Source organism: Altererythrobacter sp. KTW20L (assembly GCF_023501975.1).
Lineage (GTDB): Bacteria > Pseudomonadota > Alphaproteobacteria > Sphingomonadales > Sphingomonadaceae > Alteraurantiacibacter.
Genome location: NZ_JAMFLH010000002.1, coordinates 73,262 through 89,674, shown reverse-complemented (window position 1 = coordinate 89,674; position 16,413 = coordinate 73,262). Strand labels below are relative to the sequence as shown.

The window sequence follows — 16,413 nt, the reverse complement described above, 5'->3', positions numbered from 1 at the left end:
CAATTGGGCGTTCATGTCCGGTGTGGTATGAGGTTCTGCCAATACGGATGCGCCGGTTGGCCGCGAACAGGAGGCTGGAGTGATGGGGAAATTGCAAAGGCGTTTCAGCGTGCTTGCCGCCGCCGCATTGCTTGGCGCGGTCTGGCCAGCTTCCGCCCAGGCGCCTGAACTGGCCATGCTCGAGACACTCAGCAAGGGCAGCTGGGACCTGCGTTCTCGGGCCGACGGAAGTCATCGCACCATCTGTGTGCGAACGGGTCGCGAGCTGATCCAGTTGCAGCACCGGCAGTCGGGCTGCACCTCCTATATCGTGGAAGACAGCGCATCAGTGGTGACAGTGCAGTACACCTGTCGCGGTGATGGCTATGGCCGGACGACAATCCGCCGTGAAAGTGCCGGGCTGGTCCAGATCCGGAGCCAAGGGACGCAGGGCGGAATGCCGTTCACGATCGAAGGTGAGGCGAGGCGAACCGGCCCCTGCTGATTTTGCGAAGCAAGAAGTCTTGCCGATTGCGCGCTACGTGCCTAGCCGTGGCGCATGGCGCAGCAGCAACCCAAGGCCGTAATCCTCCTTTCCGGAGGGCTCGACTCAATGGTGGCCGGGGGAATTGCTTGCGAGCAGGGCTTTGCCGTGAATGCCTTGACCATCGACTACAGCCAGCGCCATCGCCGCGAGATTGCCTCGGCGGTTGAGATTGCTGCAGCACTGGGGGCGGAGCGCCACGTCATCCTCCCACTCGATCTGTCGCGATTCGGCGGATCGGCGCTGACGGATGAGATCCCCGTGCCGAAGGGCGGAGTGGAGGCACACGGCATTCCGGTCACATATGTACCGGCGCGCAATCTGGTTTTCCTGTCACTGACGCTGGCCTGGGCCGAAGCTGTAGGCGCGCACGACATTTTCATCGGAGTGAATGCGCTTGATTACTCCGGCTATCCCGATTGCCGGCCAGACTTTATCGCCAGTTTCCAGGAATGCGCGCGGCTAGCCACGCGTGACGGGGTCCAAGGCAGGCCGTTTACGATCCACACCCCGCTCCAATACTGGGACAAGGCGCGGATAGCGACCGAAGCGGCCCGACTGGGCCTAGATCCGGGAATGAGCTGGTCGTGTTACGATCCTGCGCTCGATGGCCGAGCCTGCGGCCTGTGCGACAGCTGCCGGTTGCGCCAGAAGGGATTTGCCGAGGCAGGGCTGATCGATCCCACGGCTTACGCTGCGTTGCCGGATGGCGGTTGATGGAGGCTCGGGAGGAGGATCAGCACGAGGTATCGGATCGCGTCCCGGCCTATAGCTGGTACGCGCTGGGGGTCCTGTTCCTGGTCTACCTGGTCAACTTCGTTGATCGGCAGATCCTGTCGATCCTGGCGAACGACATTGGCCGTGATCTGGGCATTGACGATGCCCAGCTGGGCTTCCTTTACGGGACGGCCTTTGCGATATTCTATGCCCTGTTCGGTATCCCGCTCGGACGGCTGGCCGATGGCTGGCATCGCCTGCGCCTGCTCAGCCTGGGGCTTACACTGTGGTCTGCCATGACCATCCTGTCGGGTGCCGCGAAGAACTTCACTACCCTGACAGTCGCGCGGATCGGGGTGGGCGTGGGCGAGGCGAGTGCCAATCCCTGCGCCTACTCGCTGATCTCCGACTGGTTTCCTGCGCGGCTGCGCGCCACGGCCCTGTCCCTCTATGCGTCGGGACTGTTCGTGGGGAGTGGCTTGTCGCTGGTTATCGGCGGCGCCATCGTCGAGACATGGAATTCTGCCTGGCCCATGGGCGGCCCGCTGGGCCTTGTCGGATGGCAGGCGGCCTTCGTCATCGTTGGACTGCCCGGCCTGTTGCTGGCGATATGGGTCTTGACGCTGAAAGAGCCGGTGCGCGGGGCGCTCGATGGAGGCGCAAGCGTCAGCGGCAATAATCCGCGTGCATGGCAGGAATTCCTCAGCCAGACCGTGCAGATTGTGCCGCCATTCACCTTGCTCGGGGCGGCGAGGCGTGGGCACCGGGCGTTGGCGATCAATCTGGCCGTGGCGCTGTTGCTGGCCATCGTGGCCTGGCTGGCTTCTGCGATCTTTGGCAACTTGGCGCAGTTCATCTTCGTGGGGGTCGGTTTCTACGCCACCTTCAGCTGGGCTAGCGCGCTGCGATCGAGCGACCGGGAGACTTTCGCCTTTACCTGGGGTTCCGCAGCTTTCACCGGCATTGTGCTGGTCTATGCCGCAGTCTGTTACATCGGCTACACGATAACCTATTGGGCCGCTCCCTATGCCGAGCGGACGTTTGCTTTCAGCAAGACCGAGCTTGGCATGGTTGTTGGCGCGCCCAACGCGCTCGGCGGATTCATTGGCGTAATCCTGGGGGGATGGCTGGCCGACAGACTTTCGCGGCACTATGCAAGCGGGCGGGTCATGGTTTCGTTGATCGCCCTGGTAGGATCGGTTCCGCTGATCCTGGTCGGCTACAGCACAAGTTCCGGCACGGTATTCCTGGTCTGCAACTTCCTCGCGCAGGCCGCCACGGCCTCTGCGCTGGGCGCATGCGCGGCAGCTAGCCAAGCGCTGGTCAAGCCGCACATGCGGGGGACTGCGACGGCGATATTCCTGCTGGGCGCAACCTTGCTCGGACTGGGTCTGGGCCCGTTCGTTGCCGGATATATCTCGACGAGTTCCGGTGAGTTATCACTCGGCGTCATGTCATCACTGGTCGCCGTGGTGCCGGGCCTTGTCGCGCTGACGCTTGTGGTCCGGCGATACGGCCGTGCGTTTGCTGCAGCCGCCTAGCTGCCAGGCAGGATGCCGCCAGCGACCAGGGCAGTTATCAATCCCGCCACAGCGCTGCGCGCTTCGGCGTCAACAGTAAGCCCTCCACTGGGCTCGGCAACCGGGGCGGCCGCCTGCCAACCGTCCGCATAGCGCCGGTTCTGGCCTGCGGCCTCGTCATAGACTATCATGCCGTTACGCGGAGCGGCATACAGCCAGTTGGACGATTGCATACAGGCTAGCTCACCCGCATGGCCAGCCCAGACTCCGGTTGCCCCCGCTCCGACGAGCCAACAATCGCCTTCAGCTGCGTCGGCGGGCGGAGCGTCCGTTTCGCCCAGTACGGCGGGATGGAGCAGCATGTCGGCCCGGGCATGGGCCTCGTTGACGAAGAACTCCTTCTGCACCTGTCCGGCAGCCGTGGCTGTGCTGCGCGCGTTCGCGGGCCACGGTCTCGCGGTGCATCATCAGGATGCGCAGGGCGTTGGCGATATCGAACTTGCGGTCTTCCTTGCCCGCATCGACCCCCATGCGGAGGCGGTGGAGCGTTTCCAGTTCGAGCAGTTCATAGCCTTCGAGCAGGGCTTCGTACCATTTGGCGCGAAAGGCGGGCTCTTCGCGGCGGACCTTGTAGGCGCGGCTGGGATTGATCCCGGCCTCGCGCGCTGCGGCGCTGACATTGGAGGTTTCGGCCAGCGTATCGAGGAACAGGCCGCGCCAGTGGCGATCGAGCCCGGGCTTTTCGCCGGTCTTCTGGACAGTCCTGAGATGAGTTGTCGTTCCCATGGGCCCTCTTGGCTTGAGCGCACCGATAGTCCGGTGTGGTCCGGGCACAAAAAAGGGCGGCCCCGGCAGGACCACCCCGTTTCGAATCGGTGTATCGCGATGTTCCATGTCTCTAACCAAAGAGCGTCACAATGTCAATGATAAAGTGCCAGAATGGTTAAATCATCCCGCTTGCGCTGGTTCACGCCCTCGCCTAACCGCTCAGGCGGATCTCAGCATCGGGGAACACCGGGATGAAGTGGCTGCGCGCGCTCTACGACTGGACTATGGAGAAGGCGGCGCATCCCTTTTCCGAGCGCTGGCTGGCTTTCTTCGCTTTTATCGAATCGAGCTTCTTTCCGATCCCGCCGCACCCGTTGCTGGGCCTGATGTGCCTGGCCGAACCGACGAAGGCGCTGCGTTTTGCCTTCATCTGCACGGCCTTTTCGGTGCTGGGCGGCCTGTTCGGCTATGCCATCGGCTATTTTCTCTACGAGGCGGTCGGCCAGTGGCTGATCGGGGTGCTAGGCCTGACCGATGCCTTCCCGGTGGCCGCCTGCCACCTGCGCGAATACGATTGGGAAGTGATCGTGATCGCCGGGACTACGCCGGTGCCGTTCAAGCTCTTGACTATCACGGCCGGCTTCATCGAAATGTCGCTGGCCACGTTCTTCCTCGCCAGCGTGGCCGGGCGCGGGTTCATCTTCATGACCGTGGGCGTGCTGTTCCAGCTGTTCGGCGCGCCGATCAAGGCCATGATCGACAAGTACCTCGGCCTGCTCACCACGCTGTTCGTGGTGCTGGTAATCGGCGGTTTCGTGATTCTGACACAGCTCGATCCGAGCGAGGACAACAGCTCCGATCCTTGCGCCGCAGCGACGATCGAAGACCTGCGGTAAAAACTCGCGCGGTCAGATAATCCCGACCGCCTTGCCCGCCCGCTCGAACATGCCGAGGATGGTCTCGACCTGCTCTGCACTGTGTTCGGCACACAGCGAACAGCGCAGCAGGGTCATGTTGGCCGGTGTTGCCGGAGGACGCGCCAGGTTCACGTAGAGCCCCTCATGCAACAGGGCTTCCCACATGCCGGCACCGCGCTCCAGATCAGGCATGATTACCGCCACGATCGCGCTTTGCGGTTCGCTGGTGCCAAGGGTAAAGCCAAGCGCCGTCAGGCCACCGTGCAGTCGCCGGGAATTCTCCCACAGGTGCGCCCGCTTGTCCGCGCCGTGCATCAGCTTGCGGATCGAGGTGGCGGCGGTAGCCACCACGCTGGGTGGCAGGCTGGCGGTGAAGACATAGGGGCGGCAGACCAGCCGCATGATCTCGAACTTGGGATGGTTCGACACGCAGAAGCCGCCAACGGTGCCAACGCTTTTCGAGAAGGTGCCGATGATGAAATCGACATCGTCGATCACGCCTTGCGCCTCTGCCACGCCGCGCCCGTGCTCGCCGATGAAGCCCATCGAGTGGGCCTCGTCCACCAGCACCATGGCGCCATGTTCCTTGGCCACGCGGACCATTTCCTTCAGCGGCGCGACATCGCCCAGCATCGAATAGACGCCTTCGAGGATGACCAGCTTGCCCGCGCCTTCGGGAACACGCTTGAGGCGCTTTTCCATCGCCTCGATATCGTTGTGCTTGAACGGCACGACCTGGGCATTGCCCAGCGCGCAGCCGTCCCAGATGCTCGCATGGCTGTCGATGTCGAGGATGATATAGTCATCCTTGCCAGCGATGGTCGAGATGATCCCGAGGTTCGCCTGGTAGCCGGTGGAGAAGACCATCGCATGGTCCATGGCGTAGAATTCGCGCAGCGCCTGCTCGCATTCGCGGTGACCCTGGTAGGTGCCATTCAGAACGCGGCTTCCGGTGGTACCTGCGCCGAACTGGTCCAGCGCATCCTTGCCCGCCTGGATCACATCGGGGTCGAAGGTCATGCCCATGTAGTTGTAGGTGCCGAGCAGGATCGTATCGCGCCCGTTACAGATCGCACGGGTGGGCGAGAGGACCTTTTCCATCACCAGGCTGAAGGGGTCGGTGACCCCGCTGGAGAGCAGGTTCTCGCGCACGGCGATGATCTCGTCGAACTTGGAAAACAGGTCGCGTTCGATTGTGAGTTCGGGAGTTGCGGTGTCGCTCATGGTGGGGTTACTCGCCCTGCAGCTTGTTCACGGCATCGACCAGCTGGCCGTAGTTCTCGATCTCGGCCTGCTGGTTCATCGAGATGATGATGTCGAACGAATCCTCGATCTCGGCGACGAAATCCATCACCGTCAGGCTGTCGAATTCCAGGTCGCCGGCAAAGGTCGTGCTGTCGGTGATCTGCACGCCCTTCTTGTTGAAAGGCTCGATGATCGAGAGGATGGTGCGGTCAATCTCTTCGCGGTTCATGCCGGAAATTCCCATATTCGTTGCCGGCCGACCCTTAGCAGCCCGTCATGGGTCTCGGAAAGCGGGTCTTTCATCCGCTTGTCAAGCGCTCGCGCCTGCCGCAGTCTAGAGAGGGGCAACCGGACAGGGGTGGAAAGCGCGATGACAGGGCATCCAGGCACGACAGGTGGTGGATCCGGCGGCAAAGTGCCGGCCGGGTCACCGATGCCGGTCTATACGCCTCAGGCCGTGCAGATGTTGCGCACCGTGCAGGTCAATTCGCTGATGCTGTCGCAGATGGCGGACCAGAAAGCGTCGATCCTGATGGGCGCCACCTTCCTGGTGTTTTCGATCGCGGTCAGCCGGTCCTTGGCGGGAGACCTGCCGTGGTCGCTGGCGCTGCTGGCGGTGTTTGCCTTCCTCAGTTCGCTGATGGCGGTGCTGGCAGTGATCCCCTCTGTCGGCAAGGCCCCGCCCGGGGTGCGGCCAAACCTGATGTTCTTCGGCCATTTCAGCGAGCTGGACGAGGACGAATGGACAGCCAGCGTGCTGGAGAACCTCCATCACGACGATCATGTTTTCCGCATGATGCTGCACGATATCTACCAGAACGGGCAGGTATTGCAGCGGCGCAAGTACCGCTTCCTGTCGCTCGCCTACCGGATATTCATCGGCGGACTGTTTGCCACGCTGGCATCTTTCCTGGTGGAATTCGGGCTGATGATCTGACCGGCGGTACCGGCCCGACTATCAGGTCGCCCCTTCGATCAAGTCGCGTCGATCAATCCGCGAACGGCGGCCATGAATGGTCCGATCGACACCGGCTTGGACAGGTAGCCTTCGGCCCCGATCTCGCGGATGCGCTCTTCGTCGCCTTTGCCGGCATAGGCGGTGACGGCCAGCACCGGCACTTCGCACAGTTGCGCATCACCCTTCATGCTGGCGATCAGGTCGAGGCCCGACACGTCCTGCAACTGGATATCCATGACCACCAGGTTGGGCAGGAAAAACCGCGCCCGTTCCAACGCCATGTTGCCGTCTGCCACGGGCTCGACCGAGAAACCGCCGGCCCGCAGGACATCGCAGAAAAGCTTCCGGTTGAGATCGTTGTCCTCGACAACGAGGATTCGTTTGGTCATTGCATTCCCAGATGCCGGCCGTCCCCCAACGGCAGGCTTGCCACGGCCTTTACCTTCTTATCGGAAGACTGACAATTCGTTACCAGGCCCCTCCCACGGCGGAAGAGACAGCCGCGCTGGCGCTGCCCGCGCTCGGCTGGATTCTTGAAGACGAGCGCCGCGCGCAGCGGTTTCTCGACCTGACGGGCCTGACACCGGACACCCTGCGCGCCGCCCTGGCCGAGGAAAGCACCCACCGTGCGGTGATCGATTTCCTCTGCAGTCACGAGCCGGATCTCGTCGCTGCCGCCGGAGCGATCGGGGTGAAGCCGGAACAGTTTTTGCGCGCCGGCGGACAGGAGCACATGTGACACGCCCACTGGTCATCACCGATTGCGACGAGGTGCTGCTGCACATGGTGCGCCATTTCCGCGAATGGCTGGACGAAGAGCACGCTGTCGATTTCGTACTGGAAGGCCAGGCCTTCCGCGATTCCATGCGCCACCGCGGCCAGACCGAACCGATGAGCGAAGAGCAGATGTGGTCCTATCTCGACCTGTTCTTCGAAACCGAGATGCATCGCCAGGTGCCGATCGCAGGGGCAGTGAACGCCATCACCGAACTGCAGCGCGAGGCCGATGTGGTGATCCTCACCAACCTGCCCGACAAGCGCAACGAAGCGCGGGGCCGCCAGCTGCGGGATCTGGGGATCGACGCGCAGGTGTTCACCAACCTGGGGCCCAAGGGCGGCGCCCTGGCCCGGATCGTTGGCGAGTTCGGGGCCGAGCGCGCCGTGTTCATCGATGATATCGCCGCCCACCACGCTTCGGCGCTCGAACACGTGCCGCATGTCCACCGGCTGCATTTCTGTGGCGAGCCATCGATCTCCCCGCAGATCCCCTGCGCCCGGCTTGCAGGCCACGCCCACGCGCGGATCGACAGGTGGGACGAGGCCTTGCCGTGGCTCATTGAAACATTGCATGGAGAAGCCCGATGACTGTCGAAGCCCGCCTTGAAGAACTGGGCCTCAGCCTGCCTGCCGCCGCCGCTCCGGTCGCGGCATATGTGCCCGTCGTGGTGTCGGGCGGGTGCGCCTACGTTTCCGGCCAGTTGCCGTTCGTCGAAGGCAAACTGGTCACCGGCAGGCTGGGCGAGGATGTTGCCGTGGACCAGGGCTATGAGGCGGCGCGCGCCTGCGGGCTTATGCTGCTGGCGCAATTGCGCGCGGCAGGCCTGCTGGAACGGGTGGAGCAGGTCGTCAAGCTGGGCGCCTTTGTCAGCTCGACCGCGGATTTCACCGACCAGCCCAAGGTCGCCAACGGGGCATCGGAACTGATGGCCGAGGTGTTCGGTGATGCCGGTCGCCATGCACGCAGCGCGGTCGGCGTACCGGTCCTGCCACTGGGCGCGGCGGTCGAAGTGGACGGGATCTTTGCCCTTCGCGCTGGTTGACGTCTGGCGCGCGCCGCCGCCCGACCCGCAGGTAGCGGGCTGGCTGCGCAACCATGTTTACGCCCACCGGGGCCTGCACAATGCCCAGGTCTGCGAAAATTCGCCCGCCGCCTTTGCCGCAGCTATCGCGGCCGGATTGGGCATCGAATGCGACGTGCGCCGCACGGCGGATGAGCGTGCCGTGGTGTTCCACGATGCCACGCTGGACCGGCTGGCCGGGCGCGAAGGGCGGCTCGACCGCATGGCAATTGGCGAGATCACGCAGGTTCCGCTCGCCATCGGCGGCGACTTGGTGCCGACCTTGCGCGACGTGCTCGATCAGGTGGCGGGACAGGTACCCCTGTTGCTCGAACTGAAAGCCGACCGCAACCGCTCTGTCCATCGCCTGTGCCGCGCAGTGCGGCGTGACCTTGAAGGCTATCGCGGACCCGTGGCGGTGATGAGCTTCGATCCGCGGGTAGGGGCCTGGTTCGCCAGCCGCGTGCCCCATGTCCTGCGCGGGCTGGTGGTGACCGAGGAAAACCGCCGGACCTTCTCCGGCACGGTCAAGCGGCACATGGCACTGTGGCACGCCCGCGCCCAGTTTCTCGCCTATGACGTGCGCGACCTGCCGAGCACCTTTGCTGCCCGCCAGAAGAAGCGCGGCCTGCCGCTGCTCACCTGGACCGTTTCCAGCCCATCATTGCGGGAGCGGGCGATGGAATATGCCGATGCACCCATAGCCGAAGGTCCGGGTCTCTCGCAAAAGCCTGCGGCCACCCCTAGTTAGGGGCAATGGCCGAAGGCGATATCACCATCAGGGTTGCGCAAGGCGTATCTACGCTCGACGCGGCGGAATGGGACGCGCTGACCGGCGGCGGCAATCCGTTCATGCGCCACGCTTTTTTGTCGGCGCTGGAGGATTCGGGCAGCGTGGGCGAGGGCACTGGCTGGCAGGCGCTGCCGCTGGTGTTGGAGGATGGGGCAGGGCACCTGCTCGCTGCCTTGCCGACCTATGCCAAGTTCCACAGCCAGGGCGAATATGTGTTCGACCACGCCTGGGCCGATGCCTGGGAGCGGGCGGGCGGCGACTATTATCCCAAGCTGCAGATTGCCGCGCCGTTCACTCCGGCCACCGGACCGCGCCTGTTGCTGCGCGACGAAGCCTATGCCCTGCCACTGATGCGGGCGGCGGAAAAACTGTGCAGTGCCAATGGCCTGTCATCGGCCCACGCCACCTTCATCGAGCCAGCCCAGCACGCCCTGTTCGAGGCGGCGGGCTGGCTGCGGCGCGAGGATATCCAGTTTCACTGGACCAACCGCGACTTTGGCAGCTTCGATGATTTCCTGGGCGCGCTGTCTTCCCGCAAGCGCAAGGCTATCCGCAAGGAGCGGGAAGCGGCCCAGTACGGGGTGACGATCCGCCACCTGTCGGGGAGCCGGATCCGGCCCGAGCACTGGGATGCCTTCTGGGTGTTCTATCAGGATACCGGCGCGCGCAAATGGGGGACGCCCTACCTCACCAGGCAAGCCTTTGACATGATTGGTGAAAGAATGGGCGATGCTGTCCTGCTGGTGCTGGCCGAGGCAGACGGCGCACCGGTGGCGGGCGCGCTCAATTTCATCGGCGATGAAGCGCTCTATGGCCGCTATTGGGGCTGTGTGGAGGAGCGGCCGTTCCTCCATTTCGAGCTGTGCTATTACCAGGCCATCGATGCCGCGATCCAGCGGGGGCTGAAACGGGTAGAGGCGGGCGCACAGGGCGGCCACAAGCTGGCACGTGGCTATGAACCGGTGGCAACCACCTCAATGCACCACATCGCCGATCCGGGCTTCCGCGCGGCTGTGGCCGACTACCTTGATCGCGAGCGGCGCGGCGTCGCCATCGACACCCTGCGGCTGAGCGAACGGACGCCGTTCAGGAAGGGCTGAGCAGTCAGGCTGCCCGGCGCGATCCGGCGCTGAGCCATTCGCGGGCGCGGCGCTGGGCTTCGGCGATTTCGCGGGCGGTCATTTCCTCCGCAATGTCGGCGCGGCACCAGGCGGCTTCTTCATGGCCCCGGCTGGCGGCCAGGTTAAACCACTTGTGGGCATCAATCAGGTCGGCTTCCACGCCATGGCTGCCAGTCGAGTAGATCACCCCGAGGTCGAAATAGGCGGCGGTATCCCCGGCGGCAGCGGCTGCCAGGCATTCCGCTACCAGCAGGTCGGCCCCCATGTTGGTTGCCGGAACTATCTTTGCGAACGTTTCGATCTTGGCCAGTTCCATGATCGTGTACCCCCATACTTGCCCGCGCTCCCCATGTGCCCGGGTCTCCATGGCCCGATGTTTTGACGAACATGGTCAAGGAATGGTTAACGCAGGCGCCAAGAACTTCGCGGCGCAGGGTGGCGGCCAACTGTCCAAGTCCGGGATATGACGGGATTCTCCCTATTTGGCGCTTGTGCGCAGGTTTCACCCCCACTATAGGCGCGCCTCAAATCCCGCCTGGTTTAAGGCTGCTACAGACCCCAAAGGGGCAGGCGCCATGCGACGCAGGACAGGCCGGGGTGGATCAGGATGCGGAGTGCATAATGGCGTCGGTTCCCCGAGGCGACATCGATATTCTTGCCAAGGCCAAACGCGCCTTGCCCAGCGACTATGCGCCGTCCGAGGACGAGACGTACATGTCCGACGCGCAGATGAACTACTTCCGCGTGCTGCTGCTCGAATGGAAGAAGTCGATCCTGGAAGCATCGGTCGGCACCTTGCAAAGCCTGCAGGACGGCCCGATCCGCGAGCCCGATCTCAATGACCGCGCCTCGTCGGAAACCGACTGGGGCATCGAACTGCGCACCCGTGATCGGCAGCGCAAGCTGATTGCCAAGATCGATTCGGCCCTGCGGCGTATCGACGAGGGCGAATATGGCTGGTGTGAAGTGACCGGCGATCCCATCGGCATCAACCGCCTGATCGCCCGCCCCATCGCCACGATGACGGTGGAGGCCCAGCAGGCCCACGAACGACGCGAAAAGATTTCGCGCGACGACTGACCCGTTTCGGGACACTGTGCGCCTCCGGTGCGGTCTATTAACGAACGGTTATCCATTGCGGGGCAGACATGCTGCTGTGTCTCGCGCGCCTGCCGATTGGGTAGGCCCTGAAGGATCCGCTTGCCGAAATGAACAATGTCGATACCCGCCAAGTCAACCGTGACAGCCTGTTCCTCCTCGCCCAGCTTAGCGTGGACGGGCAGGAAGCGGTGCACCGGGTAAAGGTGCGCAACCTGTCGGCGGGTGGCATGATGGCCGAAGGAGCCGCCCAAGTGGCTCGTGGCCAGCTCGTGCACGTCGAACTGCGCAACATCGGCTGGGTCAAGGGCTCGGTCGCATGGAAGCAGGATGACCGCTTCGGCATCGCCTTCATCGACGAGATCGACCCCACCCGCGCCCGCGCCCCGCAGCAGACTGTGGAAGAACCTTCTGGCGTGAGCTTGATGCACCGGGCGATAATCCAGCCTCAGCCTGCTCCGGTGGACAAGAACCGGCTGCGCAAGCTCTAGCCGCTTTATCCTGTTCCTCGCCGGTTGATGCCGGGCCGCGCCGGGCCTAAGCCTCTTGCCATGGCCCGTCGCCCGTTCCTGCCTGTCCTGCGTTCGTGCTTCCTGGCCGGGTGCCTCGGCCTTGCCGCCTGTTCCGGTTCGGACGGGTCCTTCGACGTGGCCTTCATGGACAGCGAGGACAACCTGTTCGACACCGGCGTGCGCCTGTCGGAAAGCGGGCAGCATGTCCTGGCCGCCACGCGCTCGGGTCTTGTCGCACTCAATGCCCAGGGCGAAGTGGTGCCAGCACTGGCCGACCGGTGGAATGTCACCGATGGCGGCAGCATATTCGTCTTCCGGCTGCGCGATGGCACCTGGCCCAATGGCGAGGAGTTGACCGCCGAAAGCGTGCGGACCGCGCTTAACCGGGCGATCAGGAGCCTGCGCGGCACATCACTGGGGCTCGACCTTGCACCGGTGGACGAAGTACGCGCCATGGCTGGCCGGGTGGTCGAAATCCGCGTTGCCAGCCCGATGCCGGACCTGCTGCAACTCCTGGCCCAGCCCGAACTCGGCCTGGTCAGCGGCGAGGGCGAGACCGGGCCGATGGTGCTGGTGCGCGACGAGAATGGCGCGGTCCTGTCCATGCGCCCCCCGCGCGAACGCGGCCTGCCCGATGAGGAGGAGTGGCAAAGCCGCGTGCGCGACATCCACCTGCACGCGCTGGATGCGGCAGAGGCGATCGAGCGGTTCGGCGATGGCGAGATAGAAGTGGTGCTGGGCGGCGATCTCGCTTCGCTGCCACTGGCCGATACCGGGCCGCTGTCGCGCGGAACCGTGCGGCTCGATCCGGTAATCGGCCTGTTCGGCCTGCAGGTGATGCGCGACAGTGGACTGCTGGCGACACCCGAACTGCGCGAGGCGATAGCTCTGGCGATCGACCGGCCCGCGCTGGCCTCGGCGTTCAACATCGGCGGCTGGGTGCCGACATCGCGGCTGGTCGCGCCGGGATTGTCGGATGATCCTGGCCTTGTCACCGAACGGTGGACCGGTCTGTCGATGGAGGAACGCCGCAATGTGGCGGCCGCGCGGCTGGCCGGTGCCGCGCCGGGCGAAGTGCCGCGACTGTCTGTCGCTATACCCGATACGCCCGGGCACCGATTGCTGTTCGCCGAGTTGCGCAGCCAGTTGGCGCAAGTCGGGGTAGGACTGGTGCGGGCGGAAAGCGCCGCCGAGGCGGACCTGCAACTGGTTGACCGGATTGCGCGCTATGGCTCGGCCCGCTGGTTCCTCAACCAGTTCAATTGCCAGCTTGATCGCGGTCTGTGCAGCGAGGAAGCCGACCGCATGGCCGGACGCGCGCTGGATGAACGCGATACGGTCCGCCGCGCGTTGCTGCTGGGCGAGGCTGAGGCCGCGTTGACCTCGTCCAACATCTATATCCCCTTCGGCTCGCCGCTGCGCTGGGCCCTGGTGCGCGGCAATGTCGAAGGTTTCGCCAGCAACCGCTGGGCCTTCCACCCCTTGCCGGACATGGCCGTCCTACCTAGATAATACACTGATTGCCGGTCTGGCATAAGCCGGGCAGGCATTGGAGGAATGGTCGATGGTTGAACCGATACGTCCGCGGCCGCTGGTCATGGAACTGCCAATGGGGAATGATCCGGTCGCGATCCGCAAGCGCGTGGAAGCGATGGAAGTGATCCTTGAACGAGCCTTCGTGATACCAGGCATCAACCGGCCGGTCGGCCTCGATGCGCTCATCGGGCTGATCCCGGTGGTGGGCGACCTCATTGCAGGGGCCATGGGGGCCTACATCGTGTGGGAGGCGCGCAACCTCGGCCTTCCCAAGTGGAAGCTGTGGCGCATGGCGGGCAATATTGCTTTCGATACTGCCGTGGGCGCAGTGCCGGTAGCAGGCGACCTGTTCGACTTCATGTTCCGGTCGAACACCCGCAACCTCAGGATCATCAAGCGCCACCTCGACAAGCACCATCCGGCCCAGCGGATCATCGACGGCTGAACTGACACATCCTACTCTTCGAGCTCGATGTCCCAGTAGAGCCAGTCGCGCCAGGTTTCGTGGAGATAGCCGGGCGGGAAGCTCTTGCCGTGTTGCTGCAATTGCCAGCTGGTCGGGCGGATCGGCTCGACCTGCAGGCGCATCCCGGCTTCTTTCGGCCGCCGCCCGCCCTTCTTCATGTTGCACGGGGCGCAGGCCGTGGCGATGTTCTCCCAGCTCGTCCGCCCGCCCAGCCGACGCGGCACGACGTGGTCGAAGGTCAGGTTCTGGCCGCTGCCACAATACTGGCAGGTAAACCGGTCGCGCAGGAACAGGTTGAAGCGGGTGAAGGCGGGGAATTCGCTGGGGCGGACATATTGCCTGAGCGCGATCACGCTGGGGATTTTCATGTCGAGCGAAGGGGAGTGGACCTGCCGTTCGTAGCTCGCCACCACGTCCACCCGTTCGAGGAAGATCGCCTTGATCGCGGTCTGCCACGGCCACAGGCTGAGCGGATAGTAGGACAGCGGGGTGTAATCCGCGTTGAGCACCAGCGCGGGGCAGCTTTCCAGGCGGCGCTGCGGATCGTCCTCAGCCAGGCGGAAATGCGCGGCGCGATCGATCAGTTCGGCTTTGAACACGTGCGGTGTCCTCCCTGATTGCCTCAAATGGAGCATTTGCGCAAAACAGCGTCAAGCCTGTTACAATGGGCGAATCCACAGCATTTTTGGCAAGTGGGGGCAGGAGAAGTCTGTTGGAGGTGACCCGTTTCGCGCCCAGCCCCAACGGCTCGCTGCACCTGGGCCATGCCTTTTCGGCTATCGTCGCGCACGATCTGGCGGTAGCGGCGGGCGGGCGCTTCCTGCTTCGGATCGAGGATATCGACGGCGCGCGGTCGCGGCCCGAACTGGCGCAAGAATTCCGGGATGATCTCGCCTGGCTGGGATTGTCGTGGGAGGAGGTTCCCGCCCAATCGAGCCGGATCGACCACTACGAGGTGGCCGCCGCCACACTGGCGGCCATGGGCCTGCTCTATCCGTGCAAATGCACCCGCGCCGACCTTGCCGGCACGCAAGGCATCTATCCCGGCACCTGCAAGGCCGATCCGCCGTTGCCGGGCACGGCTGTGGCCTGGCGGCTGGATGTGGCCCAGGCCCTAGCCCGCACCGGCCCGCTCAACTGGATAGACGCGCTGGCTGGCGAGCAGGCGGCGCGGCCCGACCTCGCGGGCGACGTGGTACTGGTGCGCAAGGATGCCGATACGCCGGCCTCCTATCACCTTGCCGTCACGCTGGACGATGCCGCCGATGGGGTCACCCTGGTCACGCGCGGGGCGGACCTGTTCGAGGCGACCCATGTGCACCGCCTGCTGCAGGACCTGCTCGGCCTGCCGGTGCCGCGCTGGCATCACCATACCCTGTTGCTGGACGACAGCGGCACCAAGCTCGCCAAGCGGCGTGGCTCGCCATCGCTGGCCGACCGGCGCCGGGCGGGCGAGGACGGGCTGGCTTTGGCGCAGGCCTTGCGCACGGGACAAATGCCGGGTGGAATTACCTTGTCCGCCCCCCTACATAGCGTGGCATGAACTGGTTTCTCGCCCTGGTCGTCATCGGCCTCGCCATCATGGTCTTGGTCTCGCTGGTGCGCGGGATCGTGGCTTTCCTGCAGACTACCAAGCTGGACCTGAACAACCAGCAGGACATGGTTCGCGCCAGCGAGATGCAGGCGAAACAGAACAAGATGATGTTCGCCCGCATCAAGTACCAGGCGCTGGCCATCGTGGTCGTGGCGATCCTGCTGGCCGTGAACCAGTGACCGCCTGAGCGGCGCAGTCGATGGTCAGGCTCAACCGCATCTACACCCGCACCGGCGACGATGGCACAACCGGCCTGGTAGATGGCTCTCGCCTGCCCAAGCACGCGCCGCGGCTGGTCGCGGTAGGCGCGGTGGACGAGGCGAATGCCGCGCTCGGCCTGGCGGTGCTGGCGCTGGAAGGCGAACACGCTGCCGATTGTGTCCGCATCCAGAACGACATGTTCGACCTTGGCGCCGATCTTGCCACGCCGGGTGAAGACTTTACCCCGTCCGACATGGTGCTGCGGATCGTGCCTGCCCAGGTTAGCTGGCTGGAACAGCGGATCGACGCGGTGAATGCCAAACTTGCCCCGTTGACCAGCTTTATCCTACCCGGCGGCAGCGAGGCGGCCGTGCGGCTTCACCTTGCCCGCACCAGCGCCCGCGCGGCGGAACGGGCGATGACCGCGCTGGCAGCGGCAGAACCGGTCAATCCGGCCGCGCTGGCCTATATCAACCGCCTGTCGGATTACCTGTTCGTGCTCTCCCGCGCGGTCAACGATGGCGGCGCGGGCGACGTGCTGTGGCGGCCCGGAGCGAACCGGTAGGTCGGAACCGTGAAGGCTGGCTGATGGTTGAACGGCAAAGG

General features: G+C 64.4%; 24 protein-coding genes. 17 read left to right on the top strand and 7 right to left on the bottom strand.

Annotated elements, in window-relative coordinates:
• The first annotated feature begins 82 nt into the window (after positions 1-82).
• Genes M3P36_RS01960 through M3P36_RS01950 form a run of 3 tightly spaced genes read left to right on the top strand, consistent with a single transcriptional unit; the run spans position 83 to position 2,781 of the window.
• Positions 83-484 (top strand): DUF3617 domain-containing protein, encoded by a 402-nt coding sequence (locus M3P36_RS01960; RefSeq protein WP_249699597.1) that lies wholly within the window; start codon positions 83-85, stop codon positions 482-484.
• A gap of 54 nt (positions 485-538) precedes the next feature.
• Positions 539-1,240 carry a 7-cyano-7-deazaguanine synthase QueC gene (gene queC / locus M3P36_RS01955; protein ID WP_249699593.1) on the top strand — a complete coding sequence of 234 codons (702 nt, stop codon included), beginning with the start codon at positions 539-541 and terminating at the stop codon, positions 1,238-1,240.
• Positions 1,240-2,781, top strand: a complete 1,542-nt coding sequence (locus M3P36_RS01950; protein ID WP_249699584.1) for an MFS transporter — start codon at positions 1,240-1,242, stop codon at positions 2,779-2,781. The genes queC and M3P36_RS01950 overlap by 1 nt, the downstream gene beginning before the upstream one ends.
• Here M3P36_RS01950 and M3P36_RS01945 read toward each other — a convergent pair.
• Positions 2,778-3,122 (bottom strand): DUF2793 domain-containing protein, encoded by a 345-nt coding sequence (locus M3P36_RS01945; protein WP_249699572.1) that lies wholly within the window; start codon positions 3,120-3,122, stop codon positions 2,778-2,780. The two genes, M3P36_RS01950 and M3P36_RS01945, sit on opposite strands and share 4 nt — an antisense overlap.
• Positions 3,064-3,546: a hypothetical protein gene (locus M3P36_RS01940; protein ID WP_249699569.1), complete on the bottom strand. Its 483-nt coding sequence runs from the start codon at positions 3,544-3,546 to the stop codon at positions 3,064-3,066. Before M3P36_RS01940 ends, M3P36_RS01945 begins: the two co-directional genes overlap by 59 nt.
• 233 nt (positions 3,547-3,779) lie before the next feature.
• Between M3P36_RS01940 and M3P36_RS01935 the strand changes: the two genes are divergently transcribed.
• The gene (locus M3P36_RS01935) at positions 3,780-4,424 is read left to right on the top strand and encodes a YqaA family protein (protein ID WP_249699567.1); all 645 of its coding nucleotides are present in this window, start codon (positions 3,780-3,782) and stop codon (positions 4,422-4,424) included.
• A 12-nt stretch (positions 4,425-4,436) separates the two neighbouring features.
• Here the strand turns inward: M3P36_RS01935 and spt are convergent, their stop codons facing one another.
• The gene (spt, locus tag M3P36_RS01930) at positions 4,437-5,669 is read right to left on the bottom strand and encodes a serine palmitoyltransferase (RefSeq protein WP_249699564.1); all 1,233 of its coding nucleotides are present in this window, start codon (positions 5,667-5,669) and stop codon (positions 4,437-4,439) included.
• Between the two features lie 7 nt (positions 5,670-5,676).
• A complete protein-coding gene (locus M3P36_RS01925) occupies positions 5,677-5,919 on the bottom strand; it encodes an acyl carrier protein (RefSeq protein WP_249699562.1) in 243 nt (80 codons plus the stop codon).
• A 141-nt stretch (positions 5,920-6,060) separates the two neighbouring features.
• Between M3P36_RS01925 and M3P36_RS01920 the strand changes: the two genes are divergently transcribed.
• Positions 6,061-6,627, top strand: a complete 567-nt coding sequence (locus M3P36_RS01920) for a Pycsar system effector family protein (protein WP_249699559.1) — start codon at positions 6,061-6,063, stop codon at positions 6,625-6,627.
• Between the two features lie 38 nt (positions 6,628-6,665).
• Here the strand turns inward: M3P36_RS01920 and M3P36_RS01915 are convergent, their stop codons facing one another.
• Positions 6,666-7,037 carry a response regulator gene (locus M3P36_RS01915; RefSeq protein ID WP_249699556.1) on the bottom strand — a complete coding sequence of 124 codons (372 nt, stop codon included), beginning with the start codon at positions 7,035-7,037 and terminating at the stop codon, positions 6,666-6,668.
• An 11-nt stretch (positions 7,038-7,048) separates the two neighbouring features.
• Between M3P36_RS01915 and M3P36_RS01910 the strand changes: the two genes are divergently transcribed.
• The 5 genes from M3P36_RS01910 to M3P36_RS01890 are packed head-to-tail and all read left to right on the top strand — an operon-like array spanning position 7,049 to position 10,379.
• The gene (locus M3P36_RS01910; RefSeq protein WP_249699546.1) at positions 7,049-7,387 is read left to right on the top strand and encodes a DUF3572 domain-containing protein; all 339 of its coding nucleotides are present in this window, start codon (positions 7,049-7,051) and stop codon (positions 7,385-7,387) included.
• The gene (locus M3P36_RS01905; protein WP_249699544.1) at positions 7,384-8,013 is read left to right on the top strand and encodes an HAD family hydrolase; all 630 of its coding nucleotides are present in this window, start codon (positions 7,384-7,386) and stop codon (positions 8,011-8,013) included. The genes M3P36_RS01910 and M3P36_RS01905 overlap by 4 nt, the downstream gene beginning before the upstream one ends.
• Positions 8,010-8,468 (top strand): RidA family protein, encoded by a 459-nt coding sequence (locus tag M3P36_RS01900; RefSeq protein WP_249699541.1) that lies wholly within the window; start codon positions 8,010-8,012, stop codon positions 8,466-8,468. Before M3P36_RS01905 ends, M3P36_RS01900 begins: the two co-directional genes overlap by 4 nt.
• Positions 8,449-9,237 (top strand): glycerophosphodiester phosphodiesterase family protein, encoded by a 789-nt coding sequence (locus M3P36_RS01895; RefSeq protein ID WP_249699539.1) that lies wholly within the window; start codon positions 8,449-8,451, stop codon positions 9,235-9,237. The genes M3P36_RS01900 and M3P36_RS01895 overlap by 20 nt, the downstream gene beginning before the upstream one ends.
• A gap of 5 nt (positions 9,238-9,242) precedes the next feature.
• On the top strand, positions 9,243-10,379 hold the full coding sequence (locus M3P36_RS01890) for a GNAT family N-acetyltransferase (protein ID WP_249699537.1): 1,137 nt from the start codon (positions 9,243-9,245) through the stop codon (positions 10,377-10,379).
• 4 nt (positions 10,380-10,383) lie between these two features.
• Here the strand turns inward: M3P36_RS01890 and M3P36_RS01885 are convergent, their stop codons facing one another.
• Complete coding sequence (locus tag M3P36_RS01885) at positions 10,384-10,716, bottom strand: SEL1-like repeat protein (protein ID WP_502798348.1); 333 nt, start codon at positions 10,714-10,716, stop codon at positions 10,384-10,386.
• A gap of 305 nt (positions 10,717-11,021) precedes the next feature.
• Here M3P36_RS01885 and dksA point away from each other — a divergent pair, with 305 nt between their 5' ends.
• The 4 genes from dksA to M3P36_RS01865 all read left to right on the top strand — a co-directional run bounded on the left by dksA (position 11,022) and on the right by M3P36_RS01865 (position 13,991).
• On the top strand, positions 11,022-11,480 hold the full coding sequence (gene dksA, locus M3P36_RS01880; RefSeq protein ID WP_249699534.1) for an RNA polymerase-binding protein DksA: 459 nt from the start codon (positions 11,022-11,024) through the stop codon (positions 11,478-11,480).
• A gap of 128 nt (positions 11,481-11,608) precedes the next feature.
• Complete coding sequence (locus M3P36_RS01875) at positions 11,609-11,989, top strand: PilZ domain-containing protein (protein ID WP_249699517.1); 381 nt, start codon at positions 11,609-11,611, stop codon at positions 11,987-11,989.
• 60 nt (positions 11,990-12,049) lie between these two features.
• The gene (locus tag M3P36_RS01870; protein ID WP_249699504.1) at positions 12,050-13,522 is read left to right on the top strand and encodes an ABC transporter substrate-binding protein; all 1,473 of its coding nucleotides are present in this window, start codon (positions 12,050-12,052) and stop codon (positions 13,520-13,522) included.
• 52 nt (positions 13,523-13,574) lie between these two features.
• Positions 13,575-13,991 (top strand): DUF4112 domain-containing protein, encoded by a 417-nt coding sequence (locus M3P36_RS01865; protein WP_249699502.1) that lies wholly within the window; start codon positions 13,575-13,577, stop codon positions 13,989-13,991.
• 11 nt (positions 13,992-14,002) lie between these two features.
• On the opposite strand, the gene M3P36_RS01860 is transcribed toward M3P36_RS01865, so the two are convergent.
• Positions 14,003-14,611 carry an HNH endonuclease gene (locus M3P36_RS01860; RefSeq protein ID WP_249699489.1) on the bottom strand — a complete coding sequence of 203 codons (609 nt, stop codon included), beginning with the start codon at positions 14,609-14,611 and terminating at the stop codon, positions 14,003-14,005.
• A gap of 113 nt (positions 14,612-14,724) precedes the next feature.
• On the opposite strand from M3P36_RS01860, the gene gluQRS reads away from it, so the two are divergent.
• Genes gluQRS through M3P36_RS01845 form a run of 3 tightly spaced genes read left to right on the top strand, consistent with a single transcriptional unit; the run spans position 14,725 to position 16,372 of the window.
• Complete coding sequence (gene gluQRS, locus M3P36_RS01855; RefSeq protein ID WP_249699486.1) at positions 14,725-15,555, top strand: tRNA glutamyl-Q(34) synthetase GluQRS; 831 nt, start codon at positions 14,725-14,727, stop codon at positions 15,553-15,555.
• Positions 15,552-15,785, top strand: a complete 234-nt coding sequence (locus tag M3P36_RS01850; RefSeq protein WP_249699473.1) for an HIG1 domain-containing protein — start codon at positions 15,552-15,554, stop codon at positions 15,783-15,785. The genes gluQRS and M3P36_RS01850 overlap by 4 nt, the downstream gene beginning before the upstream one ends.
• Positions 15,786-15,805: 20 nt before the next feature.
• The gene (locus M3P36_RS01845; RefSeq protein WP_249699457.1) at positions 15,806-16,372 is read left to right on the top strand and encodes a cob(I)yrinic acid a,c-diamide adenosyltransferase; all 567 of its coding nucleotides are present in this window, start codon (positions 15,806-15,808) and stop codon (positions 16,370-16,372) included.
• Positions 16,373-16,413: the final 41 nt, after the last annotated feature.